The following is a 17,029-nucleotide window of genomic DNA, read 5'->3' as shown; positions in this document are numbered from 1 at the left end:
GACAGTTCCTAGCCTTGAACCGGCGGCCCGTTCCGCGCCGCACCCCAGTACGGGGCAAAGGATCAACGATGGAAAGGGTGTTCGGGTCGCGCGTGTTCGACTGCGGTGTGTGTAACGCCCAGCTTCGGGCGGCTCGATCGATGAAACCTGTTGGAGGCAAACAATGTTGGCACCTGCGCCGCACAAGCCTACGGTGAGCCGTCTGGCGGCCGCAAAAACCTGCAGGAGCTGTCGGCGCTCTACGAGCGTCTTTACCTGCGCAACACGCAAGACTTCTCGCGCATCACCAAATTTCTCAATAGACTGGCGCACATGTTTCGGGGTGGCAAATAATTCGAGTGCATGTATCGTCCTGGAACTCGACTAGTGTTCTTTCTTATTGTGAGCATATGCGGTTTCCTGAATTTAATCTTTTCATGCATTTACCGGCCGTATCGGAAACCGGCCACGATACCTAATGGCGGCGGACGGTCGTGGAACGTCATGTAGTTTGTCGACCTCGGCTTCCGGGCGTGCCGAGTCAGCATTTTCGGGCCGAGGCGCGCGCCGAGCAGCAATTCGCTGCCGATGCTATCCGGCAGCGGTTGGCTCGGGTCACGGTCGACGATCGAGTGGCGGCCGGTTTAAAACTGCTTCCCTACCATCGCCTATTCATGCTGTGAGCGGGCCGGATGCGCCTGCCGATTCAACTGAATGCGCTTTTTCCTGTCGGTGATTTCCCGCTCTATGCGCGGGTGTCTCCCCGTTGCGCAAATGTCTTTCTGAAAGGGAGGATAGATATGGGTATGGGTATCTTTTCGGGTCGGCGCTCGCAAGGGGCGCTGCACTATTCGACTCCTACGCCGGGGATGCGGGAAGCGTTGGTCGAGGAGATGGCGAAGGACAGGGAGTCGGCCAGTTTCCTCACCGCCGAGGCGAACGGTTACATCTGCGCCTGCTGCCTGCGCGTGGTGGCCCAACTCGGTGTGGCAGATCTGTTGGCGGATGGGCCCGTGCACGTCCGGGATCTGGCTGAGCGTGTCAGCGCGGATGAGCACGCGTTGTATCGGGTGCTGCGGCTGTTGGCCACCCGAGGCATCTTCCGGGAAACCGATTCTGGGGTTTTCGTGTTGATGGAACGGGGGGCGTCGCTGCGTTCGGATGCGAGGTTCTCGGTCCGCGAGGGTGTTCTGGCGGCCACGACCCCGGCCATTTACCGCGCGGGTGGTGAACTGCTGCACGCGGTGACGACCGGCGTGCCCGCGGTGAATCATGTGTTCGGTGAGCCGTTGTTCGACTACTTCGCCTCACACCCCACCGAGGGCGCGGAGTTCCACACCGGCATGGGGCAGTACTCGGTGATCGAGAGCGCGAACTTCGCCCGGGAATGCCGGCTACCCGAGACCGGCACGGTGGTGGACGTGGGCGGCGGGCAGGGCTCGCTGCTGCTGATGATCCTGCAACGACACCGTGGCCTGCACGGTGTGCTGTTCGATCTTCCCCAAGTCATTACCAATCACCGGCTGGGGGAACTCGAGGATGCGGGCCGCTGGAAGGCGGTGGGCGGCAACTTCTTCGACTCGCTGCCTGCCGGGGATGTGTATGTGCTCCAGTACGTCCTGCACAACTGGGACGACGAGCACTGCCTCGAGATTTTGCGGAACTGTCGGCGCGCCATGGTTCCCGGTGGGCGGGTGATCATCCACGACATGATCGTGCCGCCCGGCAACGAGCCCGACCAGTCCAAGGTCCTGGACATCGTGATGCTGTCCATCGTCACCGGCCGCGAACGCACCCAGCACGAATTCGAACACCTCCTGCACGCGGCAGGGCTACGCATCGTCACCATCACGCCACCGGCCGTCGGGGCGTTGTCGACCATCGAAGCCGAAGCACTCTGAACAAATCCGCTGACCCCGTTCTGCTCAGCGGTGGGGAACTCCATGACTCTGTTCACTCCCGGTGATGTGTCCCGGGTGAAGCTGTATACCGATGAATTCGCCGCCGATCCGCACCATTACTACCAGCAGATGCACGACACCGGACGTTCCCTGGTGCCGGTCGAGCTCGCGCCGGGCATCAACGCCACAATGGCGGTCCGGTATCCGGCAGCGCTGAAAATTCTGCACGACCCCGAGCATTTCCCGGCGGACCCGCGCCGGTGGCAGAAGACGATCCCACCGGCCGACCCGGTCCTGGCGATGCTCGGCTACTACCCCTCGACCCGGTTTTGTGACGGCCCGGACCACAAAAGGGTCCGTCAACCCATCAAGGCCGCGCTCGATCGCGTCGACCCGAACCGCCTGCACGCCGAGGTGCAGGACGCGGCACTGTCGCTGATCGAATCGTTCAGCGAGCACGGGGAAGCCGACCTGCTGTACGACTACTCGTTCCCGCTCGTGTTCCGGGTCTTGAACCGGTTGATGGGGTGTCCGGACGATCTCGCCGCCCAGATCGCCGAGGGGATGACCCTGCGGTTCAACGCGAATGCCGAGGAGTCCGTGCGCGGCGCGGCCCAGGCCAAGACCGCGTTCGAGCGGTTCGCCGCAGTCAAACCCGGTCACCTCGGCAACGACATCGCCTCGGCGATGATTCGCCACCCCCACAACCTGGACGATAACGAACTCGTCGGCGCGTTCATGTCCTGCTACGGCGCGGGCATCCAACCCCTGGTCAACCTCATCACCAACACGCTGTGCCGCACCATGGTCGACGAGCGTTTCGGTGGAGGGGTGCTGGGCGGCAGCATGCTGGTCCGTGATGCCCTGGACGAGGAGCTGTATTACGACCCATCGATGCGCGCCTTCTGCGCCCGCTATCCGACCACACCGATCCTGTTCGACGGGGTCTGGTTGCCGGTGGACGAGCCGGTCCTGATCGGTATCACCGCCTGCAACAACGACCCCGACATCCAAGGAGACCGCACCGGGAACCGGGCGCACGTGGCGTGGGGAGCGGGCCCGCACATGTGCCCGGCCACATCGATCGCCTACCTGATCGCCCAAGACACGGTCGAACAACTCCTGGACGTGCTCCCGGACATCCAACCGGCGAGCGCACCGATGTGGCGGTCGGGATCGTTCCAGCGAGCCCTGGCAGGACTGCGGGTCACCTTCCCGCCGTACACGATGCCGGCCCGAACGCCGCAACCTCCGATCGTCCCTGCGGTGCCCGCGACAACATGAGCATCCCCGCCTGAGCGCCTGAGACCACCGGGGGCGAACCACAGGTCGATCGCTCCTAGACCGCGAACCACCGCGAAAGGACCCTGACACCGTGAATTCAGCTGTCCCAGTGTGTTTCGCGTTCACAGCGCCACCGTGGGATAGCCGCCCGCGCTAGCAGACATGACCCGAACCAAGAGACCGTAAAACTATTTCATTAACTCAAATAGAAGATCCGCAAGACCCTGCTTATGGAGATGAGTACGTTGAAGATTCAGTGGGCAAGTCAGCACGACTTTCACGCGCTACTGAAACGATCGGAGGTCGAAGACAAACCTGTTCTGCTGGATCTACATTCGCCAGAATGCTCCGGCTGCGTTAACCATGATCGGAGCATCTACTCCGATCTCGATATCGTGCGCGACGTCACGGAGTACACGTTGCCAGTCCGGGTCGGCACCACAGCTCCGGACCGGTCGAGTACGGAAATCATCAATAATCATATCTATATCTGGTCGCCGACCATTCAATTGCTCGCGCCCGACCAGACGCGATATCACGAGTGGAATGGGGCACCGCGGCGTACTCGTCTATCCGTCGGTTATCAGACGGTTTTTCATGACACCCCAGGGCATCTAACACCGGATATGTTCAAAGCCCAATTCCTCGTCGCACGTGGCAAAGCAGCACTGCGTAACAAGAAGTTCAGCAAGGCGATCGGCCTCTTCGATGAGGCGATCGCTCGCCACGCTGGCGATCGCGTCACGGTGGAGGAAGCGACCCGCTGGCGTAAGGTCGCCCAGAACAGCGGTTCGATCGAGTCCACTTGGGATCGTCATCACCAGGTGACGACCTCCCCGCTCGCAGCGGCCGTCGAACGTTTCGCCCAGACCGTCGCCGCATTGCCCGACAGCGTTCTCATGCAGGACTGGATCGGCAAGCCCGGAGCCGGTGACTGGCAGTGGTATTCGGACTGTCTCCGTGAAGTCGTCCTGCAGGCATACCAAGAACTCTGCGACTTCGCCATCACCGCCGAACGTGAACGCGCAAAGCACGGGCCACGATTCAACGACACCCACCGCCTGCTGGGCCAGCACCGGTTCGCCTACCGCGAATTCCAGTCGCTGTTCGTCGGTGTCCCCGACGCACTGCTGGACCGCACACCGCTGCGTTCGGAGCGCTCGATCCGCGAAAACCTCGCGCACATGGTCATGGCCGAATGGTGGGCCTATCGTCCGCAGATCCTGCATGCGTTGGATCGAGGCCGCAAGGGCCTTGCGCCGCAGATCGTGCCGGCCGCGGACACCGTTGCTCAGCACGGCGAGCCGCCGGGCAGCCACGAAAGCCTGCGCGAGCTGTTGGCGCTGTATGAGCGTCTGCATCTGCGCAACACCCAAGACTTCTCGCACATCACCGACAACGAACTCGGAATACGTTCCGCGTGGTGGGAACTCGGGCCTGTCGAACTGCGATTCCGTCTCGAGCGGTACATCTGGCACCCCCGCGACCACGCCGTCTCGATCGACAAGATCCTCGACGCATCCGGCCATCGGCACACAGCCAACCACCGCTTCGCAGCACGTCTGTTCAGCGGATTGGGAACCGCCGAAGCCGCACTGATCGGAGCCGACGGATTCCTCGCTGACCGCGTCGATTCCCTGGCAACCACGATCAACGAACGAGCAGACGAAGCCGCGCAACTGCTCAGCCAGGTCACCGACATCGATCCGAACATGCGATAGCTGCCCCCTTCTCGGTCAGCGTGCCCATCACCTGCGAAACCAATACGAGGACGACACATGTCTCCCGATCTGCAACAGCCCTACTCCTACCGGCGGCAGAGCACTCACGAACCGGACTATCGACGGTTTCCAGGGTGGCGGACAACGCCTGAACGGGAATGGAATTCGCCGCAGTGGCAGCGGGCCCACTGTGTCAAGAACATCCAGCAACTCCGGGCAGTCACCGGCGCACTGCTGAGCGATGCCTTTTTCGCGGATCTCGAGCGCGACCAACGCGAGCGAGCGACCATGTCCATGCTCATCACACCTCACATGATCAATACGATTGCCATCGATGCGCCGACCGGTGGACCCGAGAGCCTTACCGACGCCTTCTATAGCGACCCGGTTCGCCGCTATATGCTTCCGGTCTTCTCCGACCGGTGCACCGATTTTCCCTCTCATCCCTATGCCCAGAGAGACTCGCTGCACGAGCGTGATATGTGGGCCACCGAGGGGTTGACTCATCGCTATCCCACCAAAGTCCTCGCGGAGGTGGTCTCCACGTGCCCGCAGTACTGCGGGCACTGCACTCGCATGGATCTGGTCGGCAACTCCACCCCGCAGATCGGCAAGAACGGATTCACACTTCGCCCACAGGCACGCCTGGATGCGATGCTCGCGTACCTACGGGCGACACCGACCGTGAGGGATGTCGTAGTTTCAGGTGGAGACTTGGCCAACATGCCATGGCAACGCCTCGAAGCCTTCGTCGCCGCCCTGCTGGATATCGAATCCGTTCGCGACATACGCCTTGCGAGCAAGGCACTGATCGGTCTACCCCAGCACTGGGCCGATGATCACGTGGTCGCCGGAATCGCCCGGCTGGCGAGCACCGCCCATAAGCGCGGGATCCAGCTGTCCCTCCACACCCACGCCAACGTGGCACAACAAGTGACCCCAAGTGTCTGCGCCGCCGCGCGGCGCCTGCTGGAGGCCGGGCTGCGTCACATCCGTAACCAGGCAGTTCTGTTGCGGACGGTGAACGACAGCTCGACCGCGCAGCTCGACCTATGCTTTGCCCTGCTCGACGAGGCCGCGGTGATGCCGTACTACATCTACTTGTGCGACATGATTCCCTTTAGCGAGCATTGGCGGATCTCTGTCGCCGAGGCTCAAGCCCTGCAACTGGACATCATGGGCTATCTGCCGGGATTCGCCACTCCACGGGTCGTGTGCGACGTCCCCATGGTCGGCAAACGGTGGGTACACCAACCGGCCGACTACGACCGGATACGCGGAATCTCGTATTGGTCCAAGAACTATCGGACCACAGCGGAAGCCGACGACCACGATTCCTTGAACCGGTTGTACACCTACTACGACCCCATACACGCCCTTCCACCGGAGGGACGGCAATGGTGGGCCAACCGCGAGTACGACCGCCGAAGCACTACGCCCAGACAACAACTCGCATCGTGACGGCGGCCCCCAGAATGGCGAGCGAAAGCCTTGAGCCGGGGCCGCAAGCGGTAGCATCGTCGCCCGTGACGCTGCACCTCTTCGACACCGCCACGCGAAGCCTGCGGGAATTCATCCCCCTGGTCCCCGGACAGGCGACGATCTATCTGTGTGGCGCTACCGTGCAAAGCGAGCCGCACATCGGACACGTGCGCAGCGGTGTCGCGTTCGACGTACTACGCCGCTGGCTACAGGCCAACAACCATCAGGTGACCTTCGTACGCAACGTCACCGACATCAACGACAAGATCCTCGACAAGGCCGCCGAGGCCGGCCGCCCCTGGTGGGAATGGGCAGCCACCTATGAACGCGCCTTCGACCACGTCTACGAAACCCTCGGCGTATTGCCACCGTCAGCGCAGCCCCGAGCGACGGGCCACATCACGCAGATCATCCAGCTGATCCAGCGGCTCATCGACACCGACCACGCCTATGCCGCCGAAGGCGACGTGTACTTCGACGTGCACAGTTTCCCCGCCTACGGCGCACTGGCGCGCCTTGACCCCGACGACCAACAGCAGGGCGAAAGCCTCGGCGTAGGCAAACGTGACCCGCAGGATTTCACTCTCTGGAAGGCACGCAAGCCCGGCGAGCCCGAATGGCCGTCCCCGTGGGGACCTGGCCGTCCGGGATGGCACATTGAATGCTCCGCGATGGCCAGTTCCTACCTCGGTGCCGAGTTCGACATCCACTGCGGCGGCGTCGATCTGGTGTTCCCACACCACGAGAACGAACTGGCTCAGTCTCGCGCCGCCGGTGACGGCTTCACCCGTTACTGGTTACACAACGGATGGGTGAGTCTGGGCGGAGAGAAGATGTCCAAGTCGCTCGGTAACGTGCTGTCAGTGCCGAATGTACTCAAGCAGGTTCGGGCCGTAGAACTTCGCTACTACTTGGGCAGCGCGCACTATCGGTCGATGCTGGAGTACTCCGAACAGGCACTCGACGATGCCGCAGCCGCCTACCGGCGGCTGGAAAGCTTCGTCCGCAAGGTCAACGATGCCACGGCCGACGTGAGAGTGGGCAAGTGGACAGATTCGTTCGCCGCCGCCTTGAATGACGACCTCGCCGTACCCAAGGCGCTTGCCGAAATCCACAATTCAGTAACCGAAGGCAACAAGGCGCTCGCCGGAAACGACACAGCCGCAGCCGCCGACGTCGCCGCTCAGGTACGCGGAATGCTCGACATCCTCGGCTTGGATCCGCTGAACCAACACTGGACCGAGCCAGCAGACACCACAGCCGCTCACCACGCACTCAACGTGCTGGTGGCCGCACAACTCGAACAACGCGCCTCCGCGCGCACCGCGCAAGACTGGACCGCCGCCGATAGAGTGCGCGATCGACTGGCTGCCGCAAATATCAACGTGACCGACACCCCCGAAGGTCCGACATGGACACTTCACCAGCAGTGAACAGAATCCCCTGCGCCCGACTCGGGGGCGACAAAGATGAAGCGGTCCCACGCCCGACACCAGTTCGGAGTGAGACCGCTTGACTTCTTGCGGTTCGCGGCCTGCTAAAGGGCAGCTACGACGCCGGACGGTTGAATTCTCCATCGTGCACGCCAGCGGTGAATGCGTCCCATTCACCCGGCGTGAACACCAAGGCCGGGCCGGTGGGGTTTTTGGAGTCTCGGACTCCCACCTGTCCGTTGTCGAGCCACGCTACCTCGACGCATTCGCTACCCGAGTTGGAACGGCTCGACTTGAACCACTGCGCCCCCGTGAGGTCAGCGCTCACTGTCATACTCCCTAGCTGTTTGTCTGATCATGTCTCGGCTCTGACGAACATCCAGCGCCGCATCCGCCAGGTTACGGAACACGCTGCGGAACCTGGCAACATCCTCGTGCCGCTGTAGGTAGACATCACCGGCCCAACTTTCGGCGAATACCATGTCAGGCTCGGTCTGCCTACGACCGCGGGCGGCCTTGGGGAACCCGAGGATGATGAATTGCGCTACCGCGTTGCCCGTGGGCCACCCGGCGCGGAACGGTAACACTCGCACCTCTACATTGTCCCGCGTGCTCAGATCGGCGACGTGCCGCAGTGCAGGTCCCATGACGCCAGGACCGCCGACCACGGTGTGAAGCACGGCCTGAGTGAGTACGACGGTCAGGCGGGCAGGTTTGCGGGTGCGAGTGATGATGTGCTGGCGCTGCATGCGCAGTGCGACACGCCTGTCGAGTGCGTCTCGGGTGTCGTGAGGAAATGCGAGCCGGTCCAAAGATTTTGCGTAGTCGGCGGTTTGGAGCAAACCAGGCAGTACGAGTGGTTGAAAAATATCCAGAACCCTTGAGCCAGCTTCTAATCCGACATAGGTATCGAATTTTGCCGTCATCACATCGTCGAAGCTCCGCCACCACGACTGTCCCGTGGTCTCTCGCGCGAGCTGGAGCATGCCCTCGATCCGGTCCGGATCGTCCACGCCGTACAGCTCACACAGCTCGCGTATCTCGCGCTCTCGAATTTTGGCAGTCTTCGCCGTCTCATGATTTTGGAGCGTGGTCTTGCCCCATTCCATGAGGTCTGCTGCCTGCTGAAGTGTCAGCCCGGCGGCCTCGCGTGCATCGCGCAGCAGCCGCCCCAACTCGCGCCGCGGCAGGCTCGAACCCAACTCCTGCGGTTCGTCGTCCTCGGCTTCAGCGGCCATAGCCATAGAACCCCCTTGTGTTGGTTGCCGGTCGGATTTCGCCGTCCAGCTTGGTCGGATTCCGACCAAGCGTAGTTGGTAACCACGATCCGATCATGGCGATTCGCGGCACTTCCCGCGGAACCGCCTTTTCGCATATCCCTACCTGCGGTTTTCGCGTAACAATGCTGGCGTGAATGCAACGCCACCCGATTTCGCTGCCGAGCAATTCGCAGGTTCGAAGGCCCGCACCGGGATTCAGGGCGGCGCATCGCAAGTCCTTAGCTACGGCAGGGTGCTGACGAAAGCTCGGATTAGGTATCGGCACGCCTCGCGCTGGGAGCGCCCGCACCCTGCAAGCACTGTACGGGCGCGCGGCTCGATCACAGTCCCAAGCTGCGACCGGCGCTGGTCCATCACCGGTGCCGGCCCGGCAATCCATCCGACCGAAGGCATCGAAACGATGAATGATCAAGCACTGCAACCAGATACAGCGGCAGGGAAAGAACGGCCCAAGGCGGTCGGTTTGGTGCGTACAGAGGTGTCGGGATTGGATGCACCGTGGCATGCGGACGAGGTGCGTCGTCACGCGGGCATGCTGGGTTACCGGCTTCTCTACACCGTCAGGCCGCCGCAGGACCACGCCGACCCAGTCGGATACGCGCTGGATATCGCGGCTGGGCTGGGCGCCGATGCGGTCGTCGTCTACGACCTGGCTGCTGTGGATCAGTCGCCCGCGCGGTCGTGCGAGATGTTCGATCTCGAGACTGTCGTGCCGCCCGAGACGTGGGCGCGGGTGCACGAGAGCGGTTCGAGCGCTGAGGATACGTGGTCGGTGACGTGCGCGGCCGAGACCGCGTAGCGCGGTGGAGGCGCCATGGACGAGGTGCATCACACCCAGGCCAATGGGCTCGAGGCGACGTGGCGGCCCACACACTTCGATGACGGGAAAATCGAAATTATGAAGGTGCACAACATATCTGACGGGACGGAGCCCGATGTGGTGTTCGCGCCGGGCACTGATCTGGTCACTGCGCGAGAGCGTTTCCCGGCGCTGGGTCCGTTATGGGACAAGGTGCGGGCCGAATTCTGGGCCTGGTTGTCGCCTGGCCCGCGCGTCTCGGTGAGTAATCGCGGGGCGATGCGGTGGTGGGATTGACCGGCGGAAGCGGTGTAATCGAGCGATCGTGACCGCGGCGAACTCGTAGCGGCCTATTAAGGCCCGTGCCCGGCCGTGCGGTGTTGGCTCTGTATGCGAGTGCGGAGGAGGCGTACATGGTCGTGAAGTTCGTGACTGCGGCGTACGTCGTCACGACTACGTCCGTGGTCCTTCGGTCGACGAGTCAGCCTTCATTTGACGTGAAATCTATTGGTTAGCGGGGCTTTTCGTGGTGTCGACCGTTGGCGTCAGCGGTGCGCTCGTGATTGTGGTGAACGCCGTGCGGTTCCGGGGACACTCTCCGTCTCCGGAACCACTGTCGGGGCGATGCGCTGGCCGTGGAGGGCGGACACGCGGATTCCGGGCTCGAACATCGGTGACGGTGGGCAGCTGTATCGAAACCTTCTGCGCCGCAGCCAAACCGGCTGCGGCCATACGTGAAGACAAGGAGTGAAAGCATGACTTATAGCGATCGTCAGCTTCGGAACATTGTGATCTTCGCCGTCGTGGCGGTCTGCCTGGCCGTGCTGGTCAGCGGCGTGGCGCTGGTCGCAGTGGCACACATGCACCATGTGCGACATGGTGCGCCCGCGTCCGTGTCGGGCATTACAACTGGGTGATGCGGTGTGGATGCGTATCTGTTCGGGCGGATCGCTGGCGAGGTCCGCAGTTTCACCTTGCCCGAGGAACGTGAGGCCCTCGATGCCTGGGCAGCGGACTGCCGCACGAGGGCGCAGGACACCCGGGAGTTCGACAACTGGCACCAGTTCGTCAACGAGCATTTGGACACCGCGGCCCAGGCGTTGATCGAGGGCAAGTTCCCCTCGATCACATGGACGGACGGCGATGTGCCGCTGTCGGTTTCGTATCACCTTATCCCGCACGAGGCGGGAGAGGACGGCTGTGGGGCCGGCGGATGAAACAAGGCTCGGGCGACACCGCCCTTTCCCAAATACGACTCGGTGGGGTCCGCGCAACGGGAACAGTCGACCATGCCGAGGGCGCTTTACCTGAACACAGTGGGATTTTGCGATGGGGACTTCCAGCTACTGACAGCCGCGCTGCTGCACCATGACAGTGCCCCGGCGATGGTCCGGGGGCGGACTGCGGATGAATCTGCCGCGCCTGACCTCAGCTGAACTCTGATCGCGGCCCCGTCGTCTGGGCCGATTCAATGGCCAGAAACTTTCGCTGCTACACAGGAAGGTCTGTCTCGATGAACACAGGCTCGATGAGCACTGGGATTGTGAAGTTTTATGACCGGCAACGCGGATTCGGATTCATCACTCCCACCGGCGGTGGACCCGACATTTTTGTGCACTTCACTGGTTTGAGGGATAAGGGCGCGTACCCGCCCGCCGCCGGAGACACCGTCGCCTACGAGGTGGGTTCGGGTCGCCAGGGCGTCAAGGCCGTGCAGGTTCGTATCGTGACGGTGGCAACTGAGGCAGCAGCAGACGTGGAATTCGGTGGGGTGCCGCGGTGACCGTGCCTGCTGCCGGATCGTGCCCGCCCGCAGCGAAGGTGTTGGTGCCGTTGACCGGTGAGACCGTGGCCGCGCGCATGGTGCATGCGGGTCCAGCCGCGCGCGAGGCTCTGTATCGAGGATGGCGCCGGTGAGCAGGCTTGCGGTGTTGCCGTCGATGGAGATGTTGTTGCGTGCGTTCGCGGATGGTGTGCCGCCTTCTGGGGTCGTGTGTGCGGAGATCGTGGAGCTCGCGGTGGAGTTGGTGGATGCGCGTTGTCGCCTGCGAGCAGTGCAGCACATCTTGCGCGCGTATATGGAATCCCCGCACGACCGCGGTGAGCAATGGGCCGCGACGATCCGGCGGTGGATCCACTCATTGGAGGAGATCGCGTCGCTGGTGGCGTCGATCGACGAGGCGGTGCGCCAGCGCACCATTCTGGCCAGTGGTGTGGACGGGCCCGCGCATGTGGCGACAGAGACTGTGGGGCAGGTGATTTCGAGGTTGGCTTCGCTGTGGGTCGCGGTCGCCGACGAGAAGCAGGCCCCTGACCAGGAACCCCTCGAGGAGGCGAAGGCTCTGGCGCAGCTGGGCGAGGGTTACACCAGTTTGATCGCGGGGTTGGCCCACGGCACCGTCCGACTTCCGCGAGCCTGGCAGTGGGAGCTGCCTTCCCCGGCGACGGCGAACTGTGCGGCGGTGGTGCGCTCGCCGCGCGCGGACCTCGATGCCGCGATCGCCGAGCTCGCGGCGAGTGGTGCCTGCATGGTGGAGCAGCGTGGGGCCAGGAGTGCGGTGGTAACCGTGGCCGGGCCGCAGCCGTGGCACGGCGTCCATGCGGCGGTGACGGTGGCGACGTGGGGGTGGTGGCTGCCGGTCTGGCTGGCGCGCATCTACACCAGCCGTCCCCGCCGCTGGTGCCTGCGAGTCGATGAGACCGGGCAGGTCCATCGCACCCCTACCGACGAGGGCAGCGGCAAAACCATCAGCAGCAGAACGGAAAACACGCCGTGGCGATTGTAATCGCTAGCGCCGCAACCCCTTCCGGGTCCGGCTTCGCCTATACAAGGATCACGCTTCATGCCGAATCACACCGAGTACGTCTTCTACGGGCTTCACGGTCGTCCGGCGGCATTCACCGTGCCGCCGGTCGAGGCCACTCCGGATCAGCCCTTGCCCGCCGCTGCCCCGATCCTGCGGATATGTGCGGGTGCGGAGGAACCGGCGACCGTGTTGCTGCGGAGTGCACGCGAGATGGTCGGTGTGTGGCGGCACGCGCACGAGCACCGTCCCCTCGGCCGAGAAGAGCTGGAGCACCTCAACGAGCAAATGGGCCTCTACACCTGGTTCATCGACAGGGAGGCAGGCGGTCACACCGAACAGATCGCCCACGCTCCCGAGGCTCCGACCGCACCGTCGTCGTACGGGGATTGGGTGTCGTGGCTGGTGCGGAGATATGTGCTGTACGCGCTCAGGCAGCACGACCCCGACCTTCGCCAGCGCGACTCGGCCGAGTTGTGCTGGTGTATCGAGTCTCTCGATGAATTGGTTGGCGCGGTCCGCGCGGGACGGCTACGCCTGCGCGAACAGGCAACCGGTCCCCGCGACAGCGAATTCCCACCGCGGCGAGTCTGGCCATCCACGGACACCGAGCCCACGGCCTCACAGCCGGACGGTGACGAGTCGTGACACGTGGTGGATCGCCCTGGCGCAGCACCGGTTGCTCTGCGAATACGAGCGGTGGGTTCCGAGTCTGCCAACGAGCCTTCCGGGCACCGCGATCAGTGCGTGCAGGCGTCGGTTGGTCGGCGGCCGGCAGTCCGTTGTTTGGTCCGAACTACAGGAGGAAAAGGTCTTGGTCGACGTCGTCTGGTTGAACGGCACTTTCGGCTGCGGTAAGTCAACGAAAGCGATGGAATTTGTTGCGGCGCAGACAGAATGGCGTCTGTTCGATACGGAGCATGTGGGCTTCATGCTCGAAGCGCAATTTCCCGATCGTCCGGTCGACGATATTCAACACCGCCCGTTATGGCGGCGGCTCGTACCCATCGTGGCCAGCGAACTCGCTCACGCCACCGGCCAAAATCTGCTGATCGTGCAAACGGTCCTGCAGCACGAGTACTGGGAAGAGCTCGCCGAAGGCATTCGCGCGCAAGGACATTCGCTGCACCACGTGCTGATCGACGTCGACGCCGCCGCGCTGGAGCGGCGAATCACTGACGACCACGTCCTGCACGGTGCCGCTGAATGGCGACTACAGCACATCCCTGCCTTCCTCGCGGCCCGTACCCGGTGGCTGGTCGATGCGGCTGATCTACGGATCGACACCACCTCCGTGCCGCCGGCCCAGGCCACTGAGCGCCTCGCCGAGGCCATCGCGCACTGGACCACACCCTCATCTCCCAGTCGCACGTCATCGACGAGAAAGATCCAGGAAGGCGGAAGTTCGTCGTGAAGGCAGTGAATGTCGAGCTGATCGATGATCGAGATGGTGTCTCGGTTGCCTCGGAGACAGTGGTTTTCGGGATCGACGGAGACATATACGAGATCGATCTGACCGACAAGAACGCGGTTGAGCTGCGCGAGCTCCTCGGCCTCTGGGCGTTGTACGCGCGCCGGATCCAACCGCCCGCGTTCGTGCGAAAGCCTCGGCCGAGGTACGTCTATGCTGTAGGCCCGCGCGGGTCACGCTCGGCCAGAACGCAATAACGCACCGCCTGTCGGCGCGGGCGTGAACCACTTCAGGACTCCCGCCAGTAGAACAGACAGCTCCACTGGCGGGACAGAGAGACCGGAATATTGCCTCTGGCGGCATCCGGAGCCCGGTCTTCTCTGGGATCGCATCCCCCAGCACACGCACGGACCCGCAGACCCGTGCGCGCTGGGGATGCACCCTCAATTCTGTTGGCTAGCCTTGTATCGGCATTAATGTCGTAGTTGCCAGTACAGCTGACATCGCCTCCACGATGTTGCGGGTGCGGGGGCTGGGCATCTTCAACATCAGCCAACTCGTGCAGGCGTGGCTGGCCGATGACATCAACCGCACCGGTCAAGTCGGCCCGGCAGCGGACGCAGTAGCTCGCCCGCCTGGTTCGAACACCGCTGCACGAGCAGCCATCACAATCATGGACTGAACAGTGCGGGCCAAGGCGTGCCTACGTGGTTGCTGCGGTGATTGGGCTTCCCTGGACCGGGTGTCCGGTCCGGCCACGCTTGCCATCGGGACCGGTGTCGGTCTGGCCGACGGGATGAGGTGGTTGCCTCGAATAGGCACGAGTCACACGTGGAGTGGCTATTCGGTGTTGTCGGTGTGTGGCCAGAACAGGAAGCCGCGGATTTCGGGGACGTCGGTGATTTCGGTGAGTTGGACGTCGAGGGTGTAGCGCTGTCCGGTGGTGGGGTCGCGCATGTGTAGGGGCTGGTTGTCGATGCAGCGGCCGTGTGCGACGTGGATGTCGTTGTGCCAGTGGTGGTTGAAGATTTCGTTGCGTGAGAGTTGCTGGTACAGGCTGGCCACTCGGGGGTCGTCGCGGTAGTGGGCCAATGTGCCGCGCAGGGCGCCCACGAGCCATCGCGCTTCGCGGCGGGGGTCGGCCAGCAACGCTTTCGCTGGGGAGGGTTCGGGCGAGGGGGCAGCGCCCAGAGGGCGAGGTTGTCCGCGACGCGCAGCCCGGGGAAGATCCGGAAGAACTTATCGTTCGCGGTGAGGACGTTCCAGAGCGGGTCGAGATAGGCCAGGGCCAGGGGCGAGTCGAGGACGTTCCACAGGGACCGGCGGGCGGGTGTGATGCGTTCCCGCAGTTCGTGTGCTGGTGGCAGGGTGCCGGGTGGCTGGCACAGGTCCCGGGTCAGGCGGGCTTGGGCGTCGTCGAGTTGGTATCCGGTGATGAGGCTTTCGATGATGTTGGGTCCAGGGATGGTGTGGCCGTATTCGATGTCCTTGAGATAACGGGTGCTCACGCCGGTGACGGCCTGGGATCGGGGCCGGCTGAGATTGCGGTACTCGCGGATATCACGCGCCCAGCAGGCCATGCAGATCACAGTGCCCGGCTCGCAGTACTCCTCGCCGTGTTCGGTGTGCATTGGTCAAACCCCCTACTTTTGGGTCTTCCGTCCAGGATCGCCAGACGGATAGAATGAAAGGTTGCTCGCTTGATCTCCCCCCGGAGACACTTCAATAGGTATCAGACCTAGATCACCTTCGCAACGGCTTACCGTTGAACCATTTAGTAGCCAATCAGTAGCTATGATCAGGGTTTTCTCAGCTTCTCTGCGACGCCAGACACAGTTATTCGTGTCGCGGGGAAAAATTTGCAGGGGTGCTGCTGACGTCCCTTTCTTATATTTTCGCAGGCAGGCGGCGGGTCGGTAGCGCGAATGCTGAATGGGACGTAAATGACGTCCCTCGAACCTCTAGCGCGGCAGTGTGTTTTGTGTGTTGGATGAAGATAGTTCATCCCACACGCATGGAAGGTAAGAATCTCGTGGATCCTTTATCTATCTTGTCGTTGGTCAGCCTCGTATCGGACATCGCGGTGAATGTGGTTGCCCTCGCGACCGATGCCTGGAACGCGGTCGCACCGCTGCTGCCGCACTAGTAATCCCCCTCCCTTCGCTGGAGGCTTCTGGCTGCGTATTCCGCAGTCGGGAGCGCCGATCCGGCGCGTAATGAGTGCGCTATTCCAAAGTTCCCTATCTCACCCTGAAAGGGTCTATTCGGCATGCCTGAAACAGAAACGCAAACGACAAATTCGGGGTCGATCAATCCTCGTCCCGATCCCTTTGTCAGGCGAGTATCGCCACGCTTTGCGGTCGATCCGAAGCGGGCTATATGGGCCCGTGTAATGGTCGCGGGCGTGGTGCCGGTGGTGATAGTCCTGGTCGCTCCGGGGGTCGCGTCCGGTGCGGGTGCCGGGCCGATTGCCAACCAGCCCGGTGTGACCACCGGCATGCAGCCGGGAACCCCCGCGCCGCCCTCACCGCCGCCTCTGGTGTCGGATCCTGCGGCATATCCTGAGCAATCGCCTGCGGTGCGTAATGGGCCGGTGCCTCGGCCGGAGCCGTCGGCGGCTCCGGTTCCGGCGGTGGTGGTGGCGGATCTGCATCCGCCGCGCCCGGTACCGGCGGTTGCGCCGATCGCGCCGCCGCCCAACGAGATTCGCATCGGTCAATTCGAAGCGCCCTCGCCACCGTGGCTGCCGGGACAGGTCAAGGACGCGATCAACAACACCGCCGCGACCGCGGAGGCGCAGGTCTCCACCGCGCTGGACTCGGTCGGCATCCCGCCGGGCCGTTCGGACCGGGTCGCGGGAGCCACAGCGGCGGGGACCGGGATCGGGGCGGCGATCGGCGGCACGATCACCGCCGCGCCCGCCGCCGCCGTGGGC

The 17,029-nt window shown here is 63.3% G+C and carries 18 protein-coding genes and 1 pseudogene; 16 read left to right on the top strand and 3 right to left on the bottom strand.

Annotation, left to right across the window (positions count from 1 at the left end):
• Nucleotides 1-150 precede the first annotated feature (150 nt).
• From NV1_RS39625 to cysS, 6 genes are all read left to right on the top strand, one after another.
• Complete coding sequence (locus NV1_RS39625) at nucleotides 151-333, top strand: hypothetical protein (RefSeq protein ID WP_067904104.1); 183 nt, start codon at nucleotides 151-153, stop codon at nucleotides 331-333.
• A 452-nt stretch (nucleotides 334-785) separates the two neighbouring features.
• Nucleotides 786-1,880 carry a methyltransferase gene (locus NV1_RS39620; protein ID WP_169813534.1) on the top strand — a complete coding sequence of 365 codons (1,095 nt, stop codon included), beginning with the start codon at nucleotides 786-788 and terminating at the stop codon, nucleotides 1,878-1,880.
• A 42-nt stretch (nucleotides 1,881-1,922) separates the two neighbouring features.
• On the top strand, nucleotides 1,923-3,164 hold the full coding sequence (locus tag NV1_RS39615; RefSeq protein ID WP_067904101.1) for a cytochrome P450 family protein: 1,242 nt from the start codon (nucleotides 1,923-1,925) through the stop codon (nucleotides 3,162-3,164).
• Nucleotides 3,165-3,790: 626 nt separating this feature from the next.
• Nucleotides 3,791-4,885, top strand: a complete 1,095-nt coding sequence (locus tag NV1_RS39610; RefSeq protein WP_169813533.1) for a DinB family protein — start codon at nucleotides 3,791-3,793, stop codon at nucleotides 4,883-4,885.
• 57 nt (nucleotides 4,886-4,942) lie between these two features.
• Nucleotides 4,943-6,346 carry a KamA family radical SAM protein gene (locus NV1_RS39605; RefSeq protein ID WP_067904095.1) on the top strand — a complete coding sequence of 468 codons (1,404 nt, stop codon included), beginning with the start codon at nucleotides 4,943-4,945 and terminating at the stop codon, nucleotides 6,344-6,346.
• Nucleotides 6,347-6,411: 65 nt separating this feature from the next.
• Complete coding sequence (gene cysS, locus NV1_RS39600; protein ID WP_067904093.1) at nucleotides 6,412-7,800, top strand: cysteine--tRNA ligase; 1,389 nt, start codon at nucleotides 6,412-6,414, stop codon at nucleotides 7,798-7,800.
• 115 nt (nucleotides 7,801-7,915) lie between these two features.
• Here the strand turns inward: cysS and NV1_RS39595 are convergent, their stop codons facing one another.
• Together NV1_RS39595 and NV1_RS39590 are read right to left on the bottom strand one after the other, a co-directional pair.
• A complete protein-coding gene (locus NV1_RS39595; protein WP_067904090.1) occupies nucleotides 7,916-8,128 on the bottom strand; it encodes a DUF397 domain-containing protein in 213 nt (70 codons plus the stop codon).
• The gene (locus NV1_RS39590; protein WP_245714171.1) at nucleotides 8,118-9,044 is read right to left on the bottom strand and encodes a helix-turn-helix domain-containing protein; all 927 of its coding nucleotides are present in this window, start codon (nucleotides 9,042-9,044) and stop codon (nucleotides 8,118-8,120) included. The genes NV1_RS39595 and NV1_RS39590 overlap by 11 nt, the downstream gene beginning before the upstream one ends.
• Nucleotides 9,045-9,210: 166 nt before the next feature.
• On the opposite strand from NV1_RS39590, the gene NV1_RS44285 reads away from it, so the two are divergent.
• From NV1_RS44285 to NV1_RS39550, 9 genes are all read left to right on the top strand, one after another.
• Nucleotides 9,211-9,879: a hypothetical protein gene (locus NV1_RS44285; RefSeq protein ID WP_157117700.1), complete on the top strand. Its 669-nt coding sequence runs from the start codon at nucleotides 9,211-9,213 to the stop codon at nucleotides 9,877-9,879.
• 15 nt (nucleotides 9,880-9,894) lie between these two features.
• Nucleotides 9,895-10,176 carry a hypothetical protein gene (locus NV1_RS39580; RefSeq protein WP_067904084.1) on the top strand — a complete coding sequence of 94 codons (282 nt, stop codon included), beginning with the start codon at nucleotides 9,895-9,897 and terminating at the stop codon, nucleotides 10,174-10,176.
• Nucleotides 10,177-10,634: 458 nt separating this feature from the next.
• Complete coding sequence (locus NV1_RS44280; RefSeq protein ID WP_157117699.1) at nucleotides 10,635-10,796, top strand: hypothetical protein; 162 nt, start codon at nucleotides 10,635-10,637, stop codon at nucleotides 10,794-10,796.
• A 6-nt stretch (nucleotides 10,797-10,802) separates the two neighbouring features.
• Nucleotides 10,803-11,096 (top strand): hypothetical protein, encoded by a 294-nt coding sequence (locus tag NV1_RS39575; protein WP_067904081.1) that lies wholly within the window; start codon nucleotides 10,803-10,805, stop codon nucleotides 11,094-11,096.
• A gap of 296 nt (nucleotides 11,097-11,392) precedes the next feature.
• Entirely contained in the window at nucleotides 11,393-11,662 is a 270-nt protein-coding gene (locus NV1_RS39570; protein WP_218027358.1) for a cold-shock protein, read from the top strand.
• A 130-nt stretch (nucleotides 11,663-11,792) separates the two neighbouring features.
• Nucleotides 11,793-12,665, top strand: a complete 873-nt coding sequence (locus tag NV1_RS39565) for a hypothetical protein (protein WP_157117698.1) — start codon at nucleotides 11,793-11,795, stop codon at nucleotides 12,663-12,665.
• Nucleotides 12,666-12,722: 57 nt separating this feature from the next.
• Nucleotides 12,723-13,331: a hypothetical protein gene (locus NV1_RS44830; protein ID WP_067904072.1), complete on the top strand. Its 609-nt coding sequence runs from the start codon at nucleotides 12,723-12,725 to the stop codon at nucleotides 13,329-13,331.
• Nucleotides 13,332-13,497: 166 nt separating this feature from the next.
• On the top strand, nucleotides 13,498-14,097 hold the full coding sequence (locus tag NV1_RS44825) for an AAA family ATPase (RefSeq protein ID WP_169813532.1): 600 nt from the start codon (nucleotides 13,498-13,500) through the stop codon (nucleotides 14,095-14,097).
• Nucleotides 14,094-14,351, top strand: coding sequence for an Lsr2 dimerization domain-containing protein (locus NV1_RS39550; protein ID WP_067904065.1), 258 nt, complete (start codon nucleotides 14,094-14,096; stop codon nucleotides 14,349-14,351). Before NV1_RS44825 ends, NV1_RS39550 begins: the two co-directional genes overlap by 4 nt.
• A 583-nt stretch (nucleotides 14,352-14,934) precedes the next feature.
• Here the strand turns inward: NV1_RS39550 and NV1_RS39545 are convergent.
• Nucleotides 14,935-15,243, bottom strand: coding sequence for an MmyB family transcriptional regulator (locus NV1_RS39545; RefSeq protein WP_067904061.1), 309 nt, complete (start codon nucleotides 15,241-15,243; stop codon nucleotides 14,935-14,937).
• 1,444 nt (nucleotides 15,244-16,687) lie between these two features.
• Between NV1_RS39545 and NV1_RS45350 the strand changes: the two are divergent.
• Nucleotides 16,688-17,029 (top strand): annotated as a pseudogene (locus NV1_RS45350) (hypothetical protein); the annotation flags it as partial.

The sequence above is a fragment of the Nocardia vaccinii NBRC 15922 genome, assembly GCF_001613305.1.
GTDB lineage: Bacteria > Actinomycetota > Actinomycetes > Mycobacteriales > Mycobacteriaceae > Nocardia > Nocardia vaccinii.
Note: the sequence above shows the minus strand (reverse complement) of the source record. Positions and strands in the feature narration are given on the sequence as shown.

Excerpts from the sequence above, each read along its gene's own strand:
- NV1_RS44830 (WP_067904072.1), top strand. The coding sequence starts at position 12,723 with ATGCCGAATCACACCGAGTACGTCTTCTACGGGCTTCACGGTCGTCCG.
- NV1_RS39610 (WP_169813533.1), top strand. The coding sequence starts at position 3,791 with ATGTTCAAAGCCCAATTCCTCGTCGCACGTGGCAAAGCAGCACTGCGT.
- NV1_RS39580 (WP_067904084.1), top strand. The coding sequence starts at position 9,895 with ATGGACGAGGTGCATCACACCCAGGCCAATGGGCTCGAGGCGACGTGG.
- NV1_RS44280 (WP_157117699.1), top strand. The coding sequence starts at position 10,635 with ATGACTTATAGCGATCGTCAGCTTCGGAACATTGTGATCTTCGCCGTC.
- NV1_RS39615 (WP_067904101.1), top strand. The coding sequence starts at position 1,923 with ATGACTCTGTTCACTCCCGGTGATGTGTCCCGGGTGAAGCTGTATACC.
- NV1_RS39605 (WP_067904095.1), top strand. The coding sequence starts at position 4,943 with ATGTCTCCCGATCTGCAACAGCCCTACTCCTACCGGCGGCAGAGCACT.
- NV1_RS39590 (WP_245714171.1), bottom strand. The coding sequence starts at position 9,044 with ATGGCTATGGCCGCTGAAGCCGAGGACGACGAACCGCAGGAGTTGGGT.
- NV1_RS39620 (WP_169813534.1), top strand. The coding sequence starts at position 786 with ATGGGTATCTTTTCGGGTCGGCGCTCGCAAGGGGCGCTGCACTATTCG.
- NV1_RS39570 (WP_218027358.1), top strand. The coding sequence starts at position 11,393 with ATGAACACAGGCTCGATGAGCACTGGGATTGTGAAGTTTTATGACCGG.